Consider the following 14,499-nt stretch of genomic DNA (forward strand, 5'->3'; position numbering starts at 1 on the left):
ACCGAGGGCGGATATACTGTTGATGGGGCTCGAAGAGGAGATCCGCGAGATCGAAGAGGAAATCGCCAGCACGCCCTACAACAAGTCTACAGAGGCTCATATCGGCCGGCTCAAGTCCAAGCTCGCGGAGAAAAAGGAGAAGCTCGAACAGCAAGACTCCTCGGGCGGTGGCGGCGGCTACGCCGTCGAGAAACACGGCGACGCCACCGTCGCGCTCGTTGGCTTCCCGAGCGTCGGGAAGTCGACGCTGTTGAACGCCCTCACGAACGCCGAGAGCGAGACGGGTTCCTACGAGTTTACGACGCTCGACGTGAACCCCGGCATGCTCCAGTACCGCGGGGCCAACATTCAGATGCTGGACGTGCCCGGACTGATCGAGGGTGCGGCCGCCGGCAAGGGCGACGGCCAGGCCGTGCTCTCGGTCGTCCGGACCGCGGACCTGATCGTGTTCGTCCTGTCGGTGTTCGAGATCGACCAGTACCAGCGTCTCAGCGACGAACTGTACAAGAACAAGGTCCGCGTCGACCGATCGCCGCCGCGGGTCTCGATCCGCCGCAAGGCCAAGGACGGGCTCTCGATCAACGCCAGCGTCGATCTCGATCTCGACGAGGAGACGATCAAGGGCGTCCTCCGCGAGCACGGCCACGTGAACGCGAACGTCACGATCGGCGAGCAGGTCGACATCGACCGGCTCATCGACGGCGTGATGGACAACCGCGTCTACGTCCCCTCTGCCGTCGTCGTCAACAAGGCAGATCTCATCGAGCCCGACTACAAGGAGACCGTCGACGCGCAACTGCGCGAGTACGACGTCGATCCCGACGACGCCGTGTTCATCAGCGCCGTCGAAGAGCGTGGACTGGACGCGCTCCGCGAGCGGATCTGGGAGGAACTCGGACTCATCCGGATCTACATGGACAAGCCCGGTCGGGGCATCGACAGGGACGAGCCGCTGATCCTCCGGCGGGGCCAGACCGTTGAAGACGCCTGCGAGAAGCTCGGCGGCGACTTCGAGGAGCGCTTCCGCTTCGCTCGCGTGAGCGGCCCGAGCGCCATGCACGAGGAACAGCAGGTCGGCCAGGACCACGAACTCGAAGACGAGGACGTGCTGCGGATTCTCACGGAGTGACGGATGGACCGACGCCTCGGCGCGATCTTGATTCAGCGAGAGAATCCCGCCGTTCACGGCAGGCGTGAATCGCGTAAGCTCTGTGAGACAATCTTTGTGATTGTTGCCGACTGAATACGTAACATAAGTATTTAGTGGGACAAAAATGTACAAATTCTTGTGCGAACAGAGATAGATGTGGAGCGCGGTGGCGACCTGCATGAGCGGATCAAAGAGTACGCTCGTGAGAATGGTATCCGCCATCCGCGTGCTTACCGTGAGCTCATCGAACAAGGGTTAGAGACGGATGGAAACGACGACTAAGACGCTCGAAGCCACGCTTGTCCCGCCGACAGCACACAAAGAGCGGAAACTGTGTGACCTGCTCGAAACCTACCGGGAGGGGCTTCACGAGGCGTTCGACGCCAGGTGTGACACGATGAGCGCAACCAGCGATGTGGTGACGCCTTACGACCTGCCGTATCAGGCGAAAGCGGCGCTGTGCAACTACGTCCCGCAACTTCACAACACCTACGACGCTCAAGAGTTAGACGATGACCACCCGGTTCGGCTCACCAACCAAGCCGCCGAGTTTGACCACTCTCCGGCGCGTGACTACGAGTTTACGTGGTGGGCACCACAACCCGGTCGTGGGACGAATTTCTGGATACCGCTTCGTATCAATCCCGAACAGGAGGATCTGTGGCACGACCTCGTAGATGGGAACGCTTCGGCAGGCCAACTCCGCCTGCAACGGAACCGCACATCGTGGACGTTACACGTCACTGTCGAGTTTCCGGTCGAAGAACCCGACTACGCGACGGACGGCGACGACGTGACGCACATCGGTCTGGATATTGGTGAAACTGCCCTGATAACGGGCTGTGCCCTCAAGGACGGTTCACCAACTGGCCCGTTCGTGTGTGACGGGAGCCGTGCGAAGCATCTCCGCAAAGAGATGCACACCACCCTGAAACGACTCCAAGAGCGAGACGCCGTCGAGTGGCGGATTGACGAGCGATTCAACCACTACCAGAACGCGCTTACCGATATTGTCGAGAAGGCGTCTCGGCAGGCCGTCGAGTACGCCCGGCAATTCGAGAAGCCGGTGCTGGTAATGGAGAACCTGACGTACATCCGCGAAGAATTGGACTACGGTTCGTACATGAACCGGCGACTCCATGCGTGGGCGTTCGCTCGATTACAGAACCGCGTCGAGGACAAATCGAAAGAGGCCGGTATCCCGGTCGAATACGTCCGACCGGAGTACACCAGCCAGACGTGCCACGCCTGCGGCCACATCGGAAACAGAGCCGCGCAAGCCACGTTCCGGTGTACCAACGACGAGTGTCACATCACGGAGTTTCAGGGCGATATAAACGGCGCAATCAACGTTGCACAACGGGCTGACCCGTGGGGAGAGAGCGTGCCGCTGAAACCGGCAGGCAATGACTCGCCTCGGGATGGGAGTGCCTGTGACAGCACCACGACCCACACCAAGCAGAGCCAACCACGGCAGATGACGCTTAGCGAGGTCGGGTCGGAACCCACTGCCGGTAGTTGACCGGTATTCCCATGTAGGGAAGCCGCGCCGTCATCGGGCTACGCCCGACTGCTTGAGGGATCTTCGATCCCTCTCCGTTCACGGCGCGGAGGATGTCACCTCGGTGCCGTCGCCAGCGCCCTCGCTGGGCGTGTGCTGGGCCGCGAGGACCGCCGCGTGACCGACGGACTGCTCTTGCTCGCCGGACTGACCCAGCTGTCGCTCGCACACGGCTTCGCTCGCCAGCCCGGCCGCTTCGCGATCCCGCTGGGGACGGTGTTCTGTGTCGCCGTCGTCTGGTGGTTCGACTGGTCGACGGTCCGCGCCGGTGTCGGGCTGTCATCGGAGTGACGGCTGGCACTAGGCTTTTCGGCTCGCACCCTCTTCGTTCGCACATGGGACTGACCCTCGACCACACGATGATCCGCGTCGAAGATCTCGACGAATCGCTCGACTGGTACACCACACACCTCGGTTACGAGGAGAAGGGTCGCTGGGAGGCCGAGACGTTCACCAACGTCTTCCTCGGTCCCGAGGACGTACACGAGGACGGTGCCCTGCTGGAACTCACGTACAACCACGACGGGCGCACGTACGAAATGGGCGACGCCTGGGGTCACATCGCGGTCCGCGTCGGGGACGTGACCGAGGCCTACCACGAGCTGATGGACGAGGGCGTCGAAGACTACCGCCCGCCCGAGGAAAACCCCGGCTACGCCTTCGTGAAAGACCCCGACGGCCACGAGATCGAGATCGTCGAACGCGACCACGGCGCACGCTACAGCCTCGATCACACGATGCTCCGCGTTGAGGACGCCGACGCTGCGATCGGCTGGTACGCCCGCAAGCTGGGCTTCGAGCCCGCCGGGCGCTGGGAGGCCGACACCTTCGCGAACTACTTCATGGCCGACCCCGACGCCGCCCAGGAGGCGATGACCGTCGAACTCACGTACAACTACGACGGGCGCACGTACGAGATGGGCGACGCGTGGGGCCACATCGCAGCCCGCGCCGACGACCTCGAAGACGCGTGGGAGTCGCTGATGGTTCGTGAAGCCGAGGAGTACCGCGACCCCGAATCCTGTGACTACAACTACGCGTTCACGAAAGACGCCGACGGCCACGAAGTCGAGATCGTCACGTCGTAAGGCTGTGCCAAGGCGGCGATCTCCTCGCCCTTTCTTTCACACGGAAATTTGCAGGTCTTTGCCAGATCGACCGCACGCCGTCGTGCGGTCGGCTGGGTAAACGCCCACAACCGTCCGTATCAGGGAACGAGCGAGATCAGCGACTTCTTGAGGAGTGTTCGACCCTCCTGGGTAAGCTCTCCCTTCGTCGCGCCGTTCAGTACCGTCGCCGGTGGGATCGTGTACAGCGCCCAGGGCATCAGGTACGACGCGTTACCGAACGAAATCCCATCGAGATGCTTTTCGGTGAGTTCCGGCGTGGTCTGGTGGTATTTTCCGGCACTCGTTCCGATGCACATCACGGTGCAATCGGTGGCGCTGAACGGGTGCGTCTCGTGGGCCAGGACGACGACCGGACGCTGAGAGTGGGCTTCTGTCGGATCCTGTGCCCAGCAAACGTCGCCCGCTGATAGCTTACTCATTCACGCCAGGGTCGTCTTCGAGTGCTTCGAGCTCTGCTTCGAGCTCCTCGTCGGTACGACCGTCGCCGATCTGTCGCTGGGGTTGCTCGGGCTCGGCGTCCGCATCACGATGATGACCGAACAGCCGATTCGCCTGACCGAGGCTGGAGACGTACCGCCGAACGTCGGCCCGTTCGCCGAGTGCGTGATAGTACCCGTCGTCGGTCTTTCCGACGAAGCCCTCGTCGTAGAGACGCTTGAGCGTGGCCGTAGCGGTACCGCGAGGGATCTCCAGCGCGTCCGCGATCTCTCGTGGGGCATATCCCCATTCGGGGTTTCGATAGAGGTGTGCCACGATGTCTGACTTCGTGGTCCCCGGCCGGAGGTCGATCTCGGCGTCGTGATCTTCGAGGAATACGGGCATCGTGTAACCGTATGTAATCGATTATAGCGTAAAACCGCTGCGGTCAGTCGGCGAGATCGGTCGGTGTCTGCGGTCTCTGCACGACCGACACACCTCACGATTGCGCGTCCATCGCTCGCACGAGGAAGATGTCGTCTCCCGTAGGACCGCAAAGCAGCCACGAATCGACGCCGCCGCCTGAACGACAATTCCGCCGATATCGGCCGCGACAGGCCGTGAGTATGTGTGTCATCCTCCCGCGAGTGACCACAAAGCATTTATAACACCCGACTAACGTTTTGACTGTACCCCTACCCATGGTGTCAGTAACGAGTATCCCGGTTCGGTCTGTACGCGGTTCGCCACAAGAGCCGCGTCCGACAGGGAGAAAGCTGCTGGCTCCGATTGCAACAGACAACAAACTATGACAGGAACTAACGATAAGGTTCGCAGCCTGTTCCTCTCTGCGCTGATGGTCATGTCCGTCGTCGCGATGGGCACGGCTTTCACTGCAGGAGCAGTTGCGGACACTAGCGGTAATGCGACTGTCGAAAGCCTCGAGGTTACGCAAAACCGCGTCCTCGAAGCTGACGACTCTCGTAGTAGCGACATTCAAACACAGACCGTCGAATTCGACGCATATCTCGAATCCGGCGACACGGAAGAGATCACGATCGACACGGCCGACGCTGAAGACAACGGCCTGACGATCGACGACGTTTCCGTCGACGGCTCCACGTCTAGCGACGTTTCCGTCGAGGACGTCGACTTCGACGACGACCAGATCACCTTCGATCTGAGCGAGGACGCCGGTGGCTCCACGGTCAATGATGCCACCGTCGCCCTCAACGTCGACTTCGACGTGAGTGACGGTGAGAACGCAAACCGTCTCGAACACGTCGTCACGGCAACTGGTGACGACGGGTCCACGACGCTCTCCCCGGTCACCGCCACGTACAAGATTGCCGGCGATTACTCGAAGACCGTCAACGGCGAGGATTCGGTCTTCGCTGGTGAGACGATCCGATTCACCCCCGGTGCCGAAAACACCCAGATCGAGGTCTACACGACCGACGACGAGGGTGCTCCGACGAACAACCGTGTTGCAAACTTCAACACGGCGTTCGACACCGCGATCAACTTCGACACGTCGAACCTCGACACTGGCGAGACGTACAACGTTCAGATCAGTGGCAGTGGTGTCACCGATACTGACTACGATCTCGCTGTCAACGACCTCGGCCTCGACGCCGAAGCACGTGACACGCAGATCTCCACGGAAGACCGCATCGTCGCGGACATCACGTCGAACGCGAACCTCGACGACCCGTGGACGGCTACGCTCCTCGACAGCGACGGTGAGGCCGTCGAGGACGACAACGGTGATGCAATCGAACGAACTGGTAGCTTCTCCGGCTCCGGTGCAGCAACCGTTCGATTCACCGCTCCGACCGACTCTGACCACTACGGCACTGGCAACTACTCGGTCGAAGTCACGCACGACGACACCGGCATCACGTCGGAAACCGACTCGATCGAAGTCTCGGAAGCCGGTGACGGCGACGTCTCCTTCGCTGGCGACGGCGTCTTCACCGAAGAAGCCGGTGACGTCGCGAACGTCACGGTCGAGATGACCAACACCGACGAAGCGACGGTCACCATCGGTACCGAAGATCAGGGTTACTACATCGTCTACCAGGTCTCTGACGAGAGCGGTGACGGTCAGGTCTCCCTCGAATTCAACAGCTACACCGCAGGCCGCACGTCCCAGGACAACGTCGTCAGCGTCGCTAACTCTGACGACGAGATCGAGTTCCTCACGCAGGGTGGCGACTTCACCAACACCTCCGAGGCTGTCGGCTCCGACACCCTCGACCCGACGGAATACGAGATGAACGCTTCCGTCGGCCACGTCGACATGGGCACCGACGACTACACTGACTCCGACGCGCTCGGCTCGCTCTCGCTGCAGCCGCGCTCGACCGACGGCATGCAGTCGTGGGTCACGCCGAAGGGCACCGACATCAGCGACCTCAGTGATGACGTTGGCAACATCTACGACGAGATCGGCTCGTCGATCACCGAGTCCGGCGAAGTCGCCTACGACGACGGTGACGCCGACGGCGACACCGTCATCCTCCAGCTCGAAGCTGGCGGTATCGAGGGTGCCATCGACCACGCAAATGGTCTGAAGACCCTCATCGACAACAACCAGGACAACGACGACGATGAAGCGATCGACCTCACGATCGAGCAGACCAACGAGGATGCAAACCGGAACGCAAAGACGCTCGACTTCGTGAACGACGACGCGATCTCGGTCATCGAAGACCCCGAGAACAACTCGTACTTCATCGCCGTTGAGCTGTCGAAGGTCGACCAGCCGACCCGCGACCTCGCGGAAGGCGACAACTTCGAGGCGACATTCACCATCGAGGACGACAACGTCCTCAACACGATCGACGACAACGAGGAAGTCACCAGTGACTTCACGCTCGTCGAACCGAACACTGAGCTCGTCACGAACTCTGACGACCTCATCCTGATCGAGTCCGCGTCCGGTCAGACCATCTCGGGTAGCACCAACTACGCGCCTGGCACCGACCTCAACGTTCGGGTCAAGTCCAGCGACACCGCGAGTCCGTTCCAGACTCGCCCCGAGGCAACCGTCCAGACGGACGGTACCTTCACGACCGAAGGTGCTGACTTCAGCGAGGTCTCGCCCGGGACCAACCTGACGCTGCAGACGCGTCGCGGTGGCTCCGCGGTCGGTGACGAGTACGACGGTCGCATCGGCGAAGTCCCGACTGCCTCCGTCAGCATCAGCAACCAGACCACCGACGGCTCCACCGTGACGGTCGACTCGGTTACGACCGAGAACGGTGGCTTCGTCGCGATCCACCTCAACAACGCCAGCGGTGAGGTCATCGGCAACTCCGAGTACCTCGACTCTGGCACCCAGCAGGACGTCGAGATCAGCCTCGACTCCGCTCTGGACGAGAACGCGACGGTCGTCGCGATGCCCCACCAGGACACCAACGACAACGAAGAGTACGACTTCGGCGATGGTGACGGTGCGGACGGTCCGTACACCGAGAACGGCTCGGCAGTGACCGACAGCGCGTCGATCACGATCCAGACCACCGAGGACACGCCGACGCCGACGGACACGCCGGAAGACACGCCGACGGACACGGCGACGCCTGACGAAGGCGAAGACATGACGGACACGCCGACTGACGACGGCGGCGACGAGACCACCACCGGCGACGGTGCTGGCTTCGGCGCAGTCGTCGCACTCGTCGGCCTCCTCGCTGCTGCGCTGCTCGCAACGCGGCGCAACAACTGAGGACACTAACTAACCGGACTTCGTCCGGTCCCTGACTCGCGATTTTTCTTCGGACGCCAGCCCGTGAGTGCCGACAGCGGGCACAACGGCAAAGCATATACCCGCGATTGCGTAACGTAGAGACACGAATGGTCGGTGTCGCCCCGCTTACGTCGGCCGTTGGCGATCCGCTCGCCGTCGCACGGCCGCTCTCGTGGCTGCTCGTGATCAGCTTTCTCGCGACGGGCGTCCTCGCTGCCCACACGGACGCACGCGAGCGAGCGCGTCAGCTCGGCGCTCTCACGTGGGGCGTCTTCGGGCTCTTCTGGCTCGTCCTGGTGCCCCACTTCGTCCTCGTCCAGAAGAGCATCGTCGAGGGGATCGGCAGTATCGCTGCCGTCCCCCTGTCGCTGTACGTCGGCTATCTCCTCTGGAACGGTCGCGACTCGCTGTTTACCCTCTCGAAGGCGATCGGGTACATGGGGCTGCTCTATCTGCCCTTTACGTACCTCCCGCTGCTGGAGTCGAACCCGCTTCGCAGGTGGATGATCGAGGTCGTCGCCTCACAGACGGGGACGCTCCTCTCGCTGATCGGCGTCGAGCCCGAACTCGTGAGAGGGACCAGCGTCCTGAGCGAGGTCCCGTCCTCGGACTACGGTTATCTGAGCACGTTTTACTTCCCGGGCAACGAGCGGCCGATCACGTACACGATCATCGTCGCCTGTACGGGCGTGGGGAGCATCTCGATTCTCGCCGGTGCAATTCTGGCGGTCGAGGCTCCGCTGGGTCGGAAGGCCCGCGCGCTGGCGGTCTCCGTGCCGGTGATTTACGGCCTGAATCTGGTTCGGAACGTGTTCATCGCGACGATGTTCGGGCAACAGCGAATGCAGTGGTTCGTGGGCACGATCACCGGCCTCTTTGGAACGACCGACGAGCAGATGGTGTCGTACTACATCGCCGACCGCCTGCTCGCGCAGTTCGGTTCGGTGGTCGCGCTCGTGGGTATCACGTGGCTGGTAGTGAAGGTGCTGCCCGAAATCCTCTCGCTCGTCGACGACGTGGCGTATCTCGTGACTGGAACGGAGTACGACCTTCGAGAGGAACTGACGGCCGAGCGTGACTAGTCGGCAAGCGGCGCGTCGGCGAGCGTCGTGAGGGCGTCCCGTTCCATCTCGTGGAGGTCGGCGGGGACGACCAGGAGGTGCAGCGGGCCGCCGTAGTCGCCGTCGGCGAGCGCGTCGAGGCTGTCTGCTTCGACGACTGGGTTCGCGCTGCCCGCTCGTGCGACGACGACGCCGAGCGTGTCGAAGTGGTCCGCGAGCAGCCCGGCGGCGTGATCCGCAGTCATGAACTCCTGTTCGCCCTCCCAGTGGGGGTCGTCGACTTTGATGTCCAGGTAGACCAGCGTGTGAAGGCCTCGCTCTCGGTTGGCCGTGATCGTCTCGACGACGCTGTCGGGGACGCCGTCACCACCGTGGGCGTCTTCGAAGGGGAGCGTCGTCGCCTTCCCGAAGCGGTAGTTCTGGAGGCCGGTCAGTGAACTCGCGGCCGTCTGTGCGGTCGTCCCGTGGATCACCCGCGTGTGGATGCCACGCTCCTCGGCCCGCAGGCGGAGGTCGACGTGTGTCGTCGAGACCATCGTATCGCCTGCCGTCACGAAGGCGACGTCACCGTCTTCGGCGGCAGCGAGGAGTTCGTCGGGGGTCTGCTCGACGGCCGCGCGATCGAGCAGTTCGATGTCGATGTCGTGGTAGTACTCCAGCTTCTGGATCGTCGTGCCGATCAGTTTGCTCGTGTAGAACTCGGCGTAGATATCGGTCGCAGTCTGGAGGGCCTCCTTGCCCTCGACCGTGATCGAGCGCTCGTCGTAGAGTCCGAGACCGACGAATGTGAGCATACCCTGTGTCGACGACGCCGGCCAATAAAGGGCGCGAAGCGTCAGGCTTACCGCCTACGGGTGGCCAGTGGCGGTATGGGCGTTCCCTGCGTGCCTGTCGACCGCGAAGCCGGCGAGGAGAGCCGACAGCGCCTCGCGGACGCCGATCTGGTCGCAGAGGGCTACGACATCGTGGTCGACGAGGCGACGATCTACATCCCGATCACGGACCCGGCGGCGGTCCCGGACGATCTCGACGTGGTCGAGTACGACGCCCCGGTCCGCGAGTCCCAGACGATGCCGGCCGATCGGCTCGACTTCGAGCCCAGCTACGAGCGGATCGGCGAGGTGATCGTCGTCGACGAGGACGACCCGGAACGTGCGCGAGTGATCGCCGACGCGATCGTCGCGTCCGATCTCCCGGTTCGGACCGTCCTCAACCGCGCCTCGAAGGTCAAAGGAGAGACTCGCGTCCGTGACTGGGACGTACTGGCCCGGCCCGACGACGAACCGGACCGGCCGGCCACCGAGGTGGTCCACCGCGAGTACGGCTGTGAGTTCCTGGTAGACCTCGACGCGGTGTATTTCTCCCCTCGTCTGGCGACCGAGCGCCACCGCGTCGTCGAGCAGGTGGGCGCGGACGAGCGCGCGCTCGACATGTTCGCTGGCGTCGGCCCCTTCGTGGTGCCCTTCGCACAGCGCGGTGCGACGGCCGTCGGCGTCGACGTCAACCCGACCGCGATCGAGTACCTCCGCGAGAATGCCCGACGGAACGGCGTCGCCGACCGCGTGACGGCTATCGAAGGCGACGTACGCGCGGTGGCTCCCGACTACGAGGACTGGGCCGATCGGCTCGTCATGAACCTCCCGCACAGCGCCGACGAGTTCCTCGACGCCGCCGAGACGATCGCCGCCAACGACTGCGTGCTCCACTACTACGACATCCAGCACGAAGACGATCCCTACGGGCCGGGCGAGCGGGCGATCCGGGCCGCCTTCGAACCCGACTACGACGTGACCGTCGAGACCCGCCACACCGTCCGCTCGTATGCCCCCCACGAGCACAACGTCGTGCTGGACGTTCGGCTCGCTCGGTGACCGTGACTCGGTGTCCCATAATCGCCCGACTTCGGAACCCTTATGATCGTCTTGGGCATCGTACCGTATGCCCGCGCCGGTGTAGCTCAGACTGGCAGAGCGAATCCTTCGTAAGGATTAGGCCGAGGGTTCAAATCCCTCCACCGGCTTTCTACCGCGATCGATACCGAGGAGCGTTGGCCGGTCCGCGTCTCGGCGTGGACACCGCCTCGATTTTGAACGGGTGATCGTCTGGCAGCGTGGCCCCCAGGTCGGGATTGTCGCCTCGCCGTGGCACTCGACCGCAATCTACTACCCGATTTGTGCCCCAGTGTCAGTCGAGATGGAGTCGTACGATATCGTCGTCGCAGGCGGTGGGCCGGCGGGGTTGCAGTTCGCCCGGTCGGTCGTCGGGCGCTCGGATTACTCGGTCGCGGTGCTCGAAGCAAACGACGAACTGGCGGACAACGACAAGTCCACCGGTGGGACCTTCCACCAGGTCGTCGAGGGCTTTGGCGTGCCCGACGAGGTCGTCATGTCCGAGTCGGCCACGGTCCAGTTCGAGGGGCCCAGTGCGCGGGTGACTCTCGACATCCCCAATTACGTCCTCGATTTCCCGGCCTTGCTCGAATTTCTCGGCGCGGACGCGGCCGCCGACGGGGCCGACATCCACACGGGGGTTCGCGTTCGGGAACCGATCGTCGAGGGTGGTACCGTCGTCGGCGTCCGCGGGACCCGCGACGGCGAGTCGGTGACCTACCGGGCCGATCTGGTCGTCGACGCGACGGGACCCGCGGGGACGCTGACGACCCGACTCCACATGTGGGACCGCGAGGCGGCCCAGCGCGGGATCGGCAAGGAGTACGAGGTGACCGGCCGGTACGACCTGTCGTCGATGCTGTTCCGGTTCGACCACGAGTACGCGCCGGGCGGGTACGCGTGGGTGTTTCCGGGCGGTGACGACGTGTTCAAAGTCGGCGTCTGCTGGATCGACGACTTCTACGCGCGTCACAGTCCGCCAGACGACGGGGCGATCGACGACTACGTCGAGCGGTGGGCTCGCAGCGATCCCCGGTGGGAGGTCGACGACGTGCGGGCCGTCCACGCCGGACAGGCGATCTCCGACAACTCGATCAACCGCCGTGCGACCGACGGGCTGGTCGCCGTGGGCGACAGCGTCTCCAGCATCAACCCCCTGTTCGGTGAGGGAATCCGATCGGGCATGGAGTCGGCCGAGATGGCGGCCGAGGTCGCGACGCGGGCCCTCACCGCCGGTGACGTGTCTCGGTCGTTCCTGTCGGCCTACGAGCGCCGCTGGAACCGCGAGAAGGGATCGAACTGGAAGCGCCAGCGCATCGCCGGTGAGTTGCTCTACGACTTCGACGCGGCCCAGCAGAATCGTTTCGTCGCCAACAGCGGCCGCCTCTCGGACGCACAGCTCGATCGCCTCCAGCGGTACGAGCTGACGCTGCCGGATCTGCTCTCGCTGTATCCGTTCCGGCTCGACGACGTTCGGAAAGCACCGACGCTACTGCGACACCTGTGGTGAGTGTCGCGGTCGTCGATCGCTACGCCCGTCGTGCGAGCAGTCCCACCGCGAGGGCGACACCGGCGAGCGCGCCGACGGCACCGAAGCCGGGGCCGGAGCCGGAGTCGGGGACCGGGCTCTGTGCGCGGATCGGCGATTCGATCGCCTCGTCGCTGTCGTAGCGCCACGTCGCCGTCGCGCCCTCGACCGTGTCGGCGTTACTGTCGGTGACGTTGGTCGGCATCGTGACCGTGTAGGTCAGCGCGTAGCCGCTCTGGGAACCCAGCTGCCCGCTGTTCTGGACGAACGAGCGATCGACGAAGGTGACGTTGCCCGCTTCGACGGTCGTCTCGACGCCGCTGCTCGGGCCGGGATTCCACGACGACAGCCGAAGATCGACCGTCACGTTGCCGTCGTCGGCGAGGCTCTGGTTGTACGACACCGACTCCGCGCGGCTCTCGTTGACCCCACGGAGCAGGTACCGCTCGACCGAGCCGTATCCCTCGTCTTCGGCCGTCGACTGGAGACGCTCGTAGGTCGAGGGGGACATCTCGATCGTCGTCTCGTAGGACTCGACCGTGCCGTCGCCGTCGACGGTCGCGTCGACGGCAACGTCGGCACAGCCGCTCAACACCAGGAGGACACCGACTGCGAGTGTCGCGAGCGATCTTCGATTCATGCTCTGGCCTCAGTGCCGCCCGGTAAATGCTTTCTCCAATAGCGTCTCCGTTTGTCCCCGTTCTCCGGAGCCGTCGCGGTACGGCCGTGACAACGGGCCGGAACCGGAGCACGGCCGGGTAGTCGCCAGTCTCAGTGAGTCAACAGGAGGAGTCGCTCGTCGGTCCGGACGAGACAGATCGGGCTGTCGGGATTGCCGAAGGTGTTCTCGCGACGCCGGGAGACGAACAGCTTCTCGAAGGACTCACCACAGGCCGGACAGGCAAACTCCGCACGGTTTTCGAGTGCCATCGTCTCCCGGTCTTCCTTGAGGAGCTTGAGTCCGTGGCGATAGTCGTGTACGTCGAAGCCGTCGCTCACGTCCAGTTCGTCCATACGGGTAGCTGGTGAGAACCGGGCTTGAAACTACCGGCGGCTCAGATCGACAGCTCCGCGCCCACGTACAGCACGACGACGAGGAAGATCCAGACCACGTCGACGAAGTGCCAGTACATCGAGACCGTCGAGACCGACGTGTGTCGCTCTGCGGAGTACTGGCCGTAGATCGCCCGGACGAAGACGATGCCCAGCAGGACGGCACCCATCGTGACGTGGAGTCCGTGGAGGCCGGTCAGCCCGTAGAACGCGGAGGCGTAGGCACCTTCGGCGATGGTGAATCCTTCGCCGACGATGAACTCGTAGTACTCGTAGGCCTGTCCGCCGATGAAGATCACGCCCAGCAGCAGCGTCAGTCCGAGCCATCTGACGAAGCTCTGCCGGTCACCGTCGAGGAGTTTGACGTGTGCGTAGTGCAGCGTCAGGGAACTGATCACGAGGATGATCGTGTTGGCGATGACGAGGTTGCCGAAGACGTTCCCGCCGTGGGGGAGCAGTTCGGCCGACCACACGTTCGCGCCGCGGACGAAGAAGTAGTAGACGAAGCCGGCACCGAAGGTGGCGACCTCGCTACCCAGGAACAGCAGCATCGCGAACCGGAGCGTGCCTCCGGAGTGGTGATCCGTCCCGCGCTCCCAGAAGTTGGCGACGAAGGCGTGGTAGAGCCAGCCATAGAGACCAGCCAGGAAGATTCCGACGGTGGCGACGGTCGTCCCGGCGGCGATCAGCTCGGAGACGACGGGATTCTCTGCCTGTGAGAGGACGAACAGGCCGGCGGCGACGTAGATGCCGGCAGCGCCGATGGCGGTGATGAAGGGCCACCAGCTGGCCTCGCCGAACCCGCGGGGCCAGTCCTCGACGGCGGGGAGATGGTGATCCCCGTGCTCCTCTGACGTGTCTTCGGCTACGGTCATACGCGCTTCTTGCGAGTGGACCATCAAAAGCGCTTCCAACTCCGTGCGCTTCGCACGCGTAGCTGGCCGGTCGGGCGCGAA

General features: G+C 63.6%; 14 protein-coding genes and 1 tRNA gene. 9 read left to right on the top strand and 6 right to left on the bottom strand.

Features of this window, described 5'->3' with window-relative positions; genetic code table 11:
- The first annotated feature begins 22 nt into the window (after positions 1-22).
- The 4 genes from HMUK_RS09315 to HMUK_RS09330 all read left to right on the top strand — a co-directional run bounded on the left by HMUK_RS09315 (position 23) and on the right by HMUK_RS09330 (position 3,799).
- Complete coding sequence (locus HMUK_RS09315) at positions 23-1,129, top strand: OBG GTPase family GTP-binding protein (RefSeq protein WP_015762900.1); 1,107 nt, start codon at positions 23-25, stop codon at positions 1,127-1,129.
- A 286-nt stretch (positions 1,130-1,415) separates the two neighbouring features.
- Positions 1,416-2,672, top strand: coding sequence for an RNA-guided endonuclease TnpB family protein (locus tag HMUK_RS09320; RefSeq protein WP_015762901.1), 1,257 nt, complete (start codon positions 1,416-1,418; stop codon positions 2,670-2,672).
- 132 nt (positions 2,673-2,804) lie between these two features.
- Positions 2,805-3,002 (top strand): hypothetical protein, encoded by a 198-nt coding sequence (locus tag HMUK_RS09325; protein WP_015762902.1) that lies wholly within the window; start codon positions 2,805-2,807, stop codon positions 3,000-3,002.
- Positions 3,003-3,046: 44 nt separating this feature from the next.
- Positions 3,047-3,799 carry a VOC family protein gene (locus HMUK_RS09330; protein ID WP_015762903.1) on the top strand — a complete coding sequence of 251 codons (753 nt, stop codon included), beginning with the start codon at positions 3,047-3,049 and terminating at the stop codon, positions 3,797-3,799.
- 119 nt (positions 3,800-3,918) lie between these two features.
- Here HMUK_RS09330 and HMUK_RS09335 read toward each other — a convergent pair whose 3' ends face one another.
- Positions 3,919-4,260 (bottom strand): hypothetical protein, encoded by a 342-nt coding sequence (locus HMUK_RS09335; protein ID WP_015762904.1) that lies wholly within the window; start codon positions 4,258-4,260, stop codon positions 3,919-3,921.
- Entirely contained in the window at positions 4,253-4,663 is a 411-nt protein-coding gene (locus HMUK_RS09340) for a winged helix-turn-helix domain-containing protein (protein WP_015762905.1), read from the bottom strand. The genes HMUK_RS09335 and HMUK_RS09340 overlap by 8 nt, the downstream gene beginning before the upstream one ends.
- A 403-nt stretch (positions 4,664-5,066) precedes the next feature.
- On the opposite strand from HMUK_RS09340, the gene HMUK_RS09345 reads away from it, so the two are divergent.
- Complete coding sequence (locus HMUK_RS09345; RefSeq protein WP_015762906.1) at positions 5,067-7,991, top strand: DUF7282 domain-containing protein; 2,925 nt, start codon at positions 5,067-5,069, stop codon at positions 7,989-7,991.
- A 128-nt stretch (positions 7,992-8,119) separates the two neighbouring features.
- Positions 8,120-9,094, top strand: coding sequence for an archaeosortase A (gene artA / locus HMUK_RS09350; RefSeq protein WP_015762907.1), 975 nt, complete (start codon positions 8,120-8,122; stop codon positions 9,092-9,094).
- Here artA and dph5 read toward each other — a convergent pair.
- Entirely contained in the window at positions 9,091-9,867 is a 777-nt protein-coding gene (gene dph5 / locus HMUK_RS09355) for a diphthine synthase (RefSeq protein WP_015762908.1), read from the bottom strand. The genes artA and dph5 overlap by 4 nt on opposite strands.
- A 75-nt stretch (positions 9,868-9,942) precedes the next feature.
- On the opposite strand from dph5, the gene HMUK_RS09360 reads away from it, so the two are divergent.
- The 3 genes from HMUK_RS09360 (at position 9,943) to HMUK_RS09370 (ending at position 12,472) form a co-directional block, all read left to right on the top strand.
- A complete protein-coding gene (locus HMUK_RS09360; RefSeq protein ID WP_015762909.1) occupies positions 9,943-10,944 on the top strand; it encodes a class I SAM-dependent methyltransferase in 1,002 nt (333 codons plus the stop codon).
- A 75-nt stretch (positions 10,945-11,019) separates the two neighbouring features.
- A tRNA-Thr gene (locus HMUK_RS09365) sits at positions 11,020-11,093 on the top strand.
- Positions 11,094-11,266: 173 nt separating this feature from the next.
- A complete protein-coding gene (locus tag HMUK_RS09370; protein WP_049940796.1) occupies positions 11,267-12,472 on the top strand; it encodes an NAD(P)/FAD-dependent oxidoreductase in 1,206 nt (401 codons plus the stop codon).
- 19 nt (positions 12,473-12,491) lie between these two features.
- Here HMUK_RS09370 and HMUK_RS09375 read toward each other — a convergent pair whose 3' ends face one another.
- The 3 genes from HMUK_RS09375 to HMUK_RS09385 all read right to left on the bottom strand — a co-directional run bounded on the left by HMUK_RS09375 (position 12,492) and on the right by HMUK_RS09385 (position 14,418).
- Entirely contained in the window at positions 12,492-13,130 is a 639-nt protein-coding gene (locus tag HMUK_RS09375) for a hypothetical protein (protein WP_015762911.1), read from the bottom strand.
- A 131-nt stretch (positions 13,131-13,261) separates the two neighbouring features.
- Positions 13,262-13,504, bottom strand: coding sequence for a DUF7385 family protein (locus tag HMUK_RS09380; protein WP_015762912.1), 243 nt, complete (start codon positions 13,502-13,504; stop codon positions 13,262-13,264).
- 41 nt (positions 13,505-13,545) lie between these two features.
- The gene (locus HMUK_RS09385) at positions 13,546-14,418 is read right to left on the bottom strand and encodes a cytochrome c oxidase subunit 3 (protein ID WP_049940797.1); all 873 of its coding nucleotides are present in this window, start codon (positions 14,416-14,418) and stop codon (positions 13,546-13,548) included.
- Positions 14,419-14,499: the final 81 nt, after the last annotated feature.

It is taken from the genome of Halomicrobium mukohataei DSM 12286 (genome assembly GCF_000023965.1).
Classification (GTDB): domain Archaea; phylum Halobacteriota; class Halobacteria; order Halobacteriales; family Haloarculaceae; genus Halomicrobium; species Halomicrobium mukohataei.

Bases quoted from the DNA above. Each gene is read 5' to 3' on its own strand.
- HMUK_RS09315 (WP_015762900.1), top strand. From the start codon at position 23: ATGGGGCTCGAAGAGGAGATCCGCGAGATCGAAGAGGAAATCGCCAGC.
- HMUK_RS09320 (WP_015762901.1), top strand. From the start codon at position 1,416: ATGGAAACGACGACTAAGACGCTCGAAGCCACGCTTGTCCCGCCGACA.
- HMUK_RS09330 (WP_015762903.1), top strand. From the start codon at position 3,047: ATGGGACTGACCCTCGACCACACGATGATCCGCGTCGAAGATCTCGAC.
- HMUK_RS09335 (WP_015762904.1), bottom strand. From the start codon at position 4,260: ATGAGTAAGCTATCAGCGGGCGACGTTTGCTGGGCACAGGATCCGACA.
- HMUK_RS09340 (WP_015762905.1), bottom strand. From the start codon at position 4,663: ATGCCCGTATTCCTCGAAGATCACGACGCCGAGATCGACCTCCGGCCG.
- HMUK_RS09345 (WP_015762906.1), top strand. From the start codon at position 5,067: ATGACAGGAACTAACGATAAGGTTCGCAGCCTGTTCCTCTCTGCGCTG.
- artA (WP_015762907.1), top strand. From the start codon at position 8,120: ATGGTCGGTGTCGCCCCGCTTACGTCGGCCGTTGGCGATCCGCTCGCC.
- dph5 (WP_015762908.1), bottom strand. From the start codon at position 9,867: ATGCTCACATTCGTCGGTCTCGGACTCTACGACGAGCGCTCGATCACG.
- HMUK_RS09360 (WP_015762909.1), top strand. From the start codon at position 9,943: ATGGGCGTTCCCTGCGTGCCTGTCGACCGCGAAGCCGGCGAGGAGAGC.
- HMUK_RS09370 (WP_049940796.1), top strand. From the start codon at position 11,267: ATGGAGTCGTACGATATCGTCGTCGCAGGCGGTGGGCCGGCGGGGTTG.
- HMUK_RS09375 (WP_015762911.1), bottom strand. From the start codon at position 13,130: ATGAATCGAAGATCGCTCGCGACACTCGCAGTCGGTGTCCTCCTGGTG.
- HMUK_RS09380 (WP_015762912.1), bottom strand. From the start codon at position 13,504: ATGGACGAACTGGACGTGAGCGACGGCTTCGACGTACACGACTATCGC.
- HMUK_RS09385 (WP_049940797.1), bottom strand. From the start codon at position 14,418: ATGACCGTAGCCGAAGACACGTCAGAGGAGCACGGGGATCACCATCTC.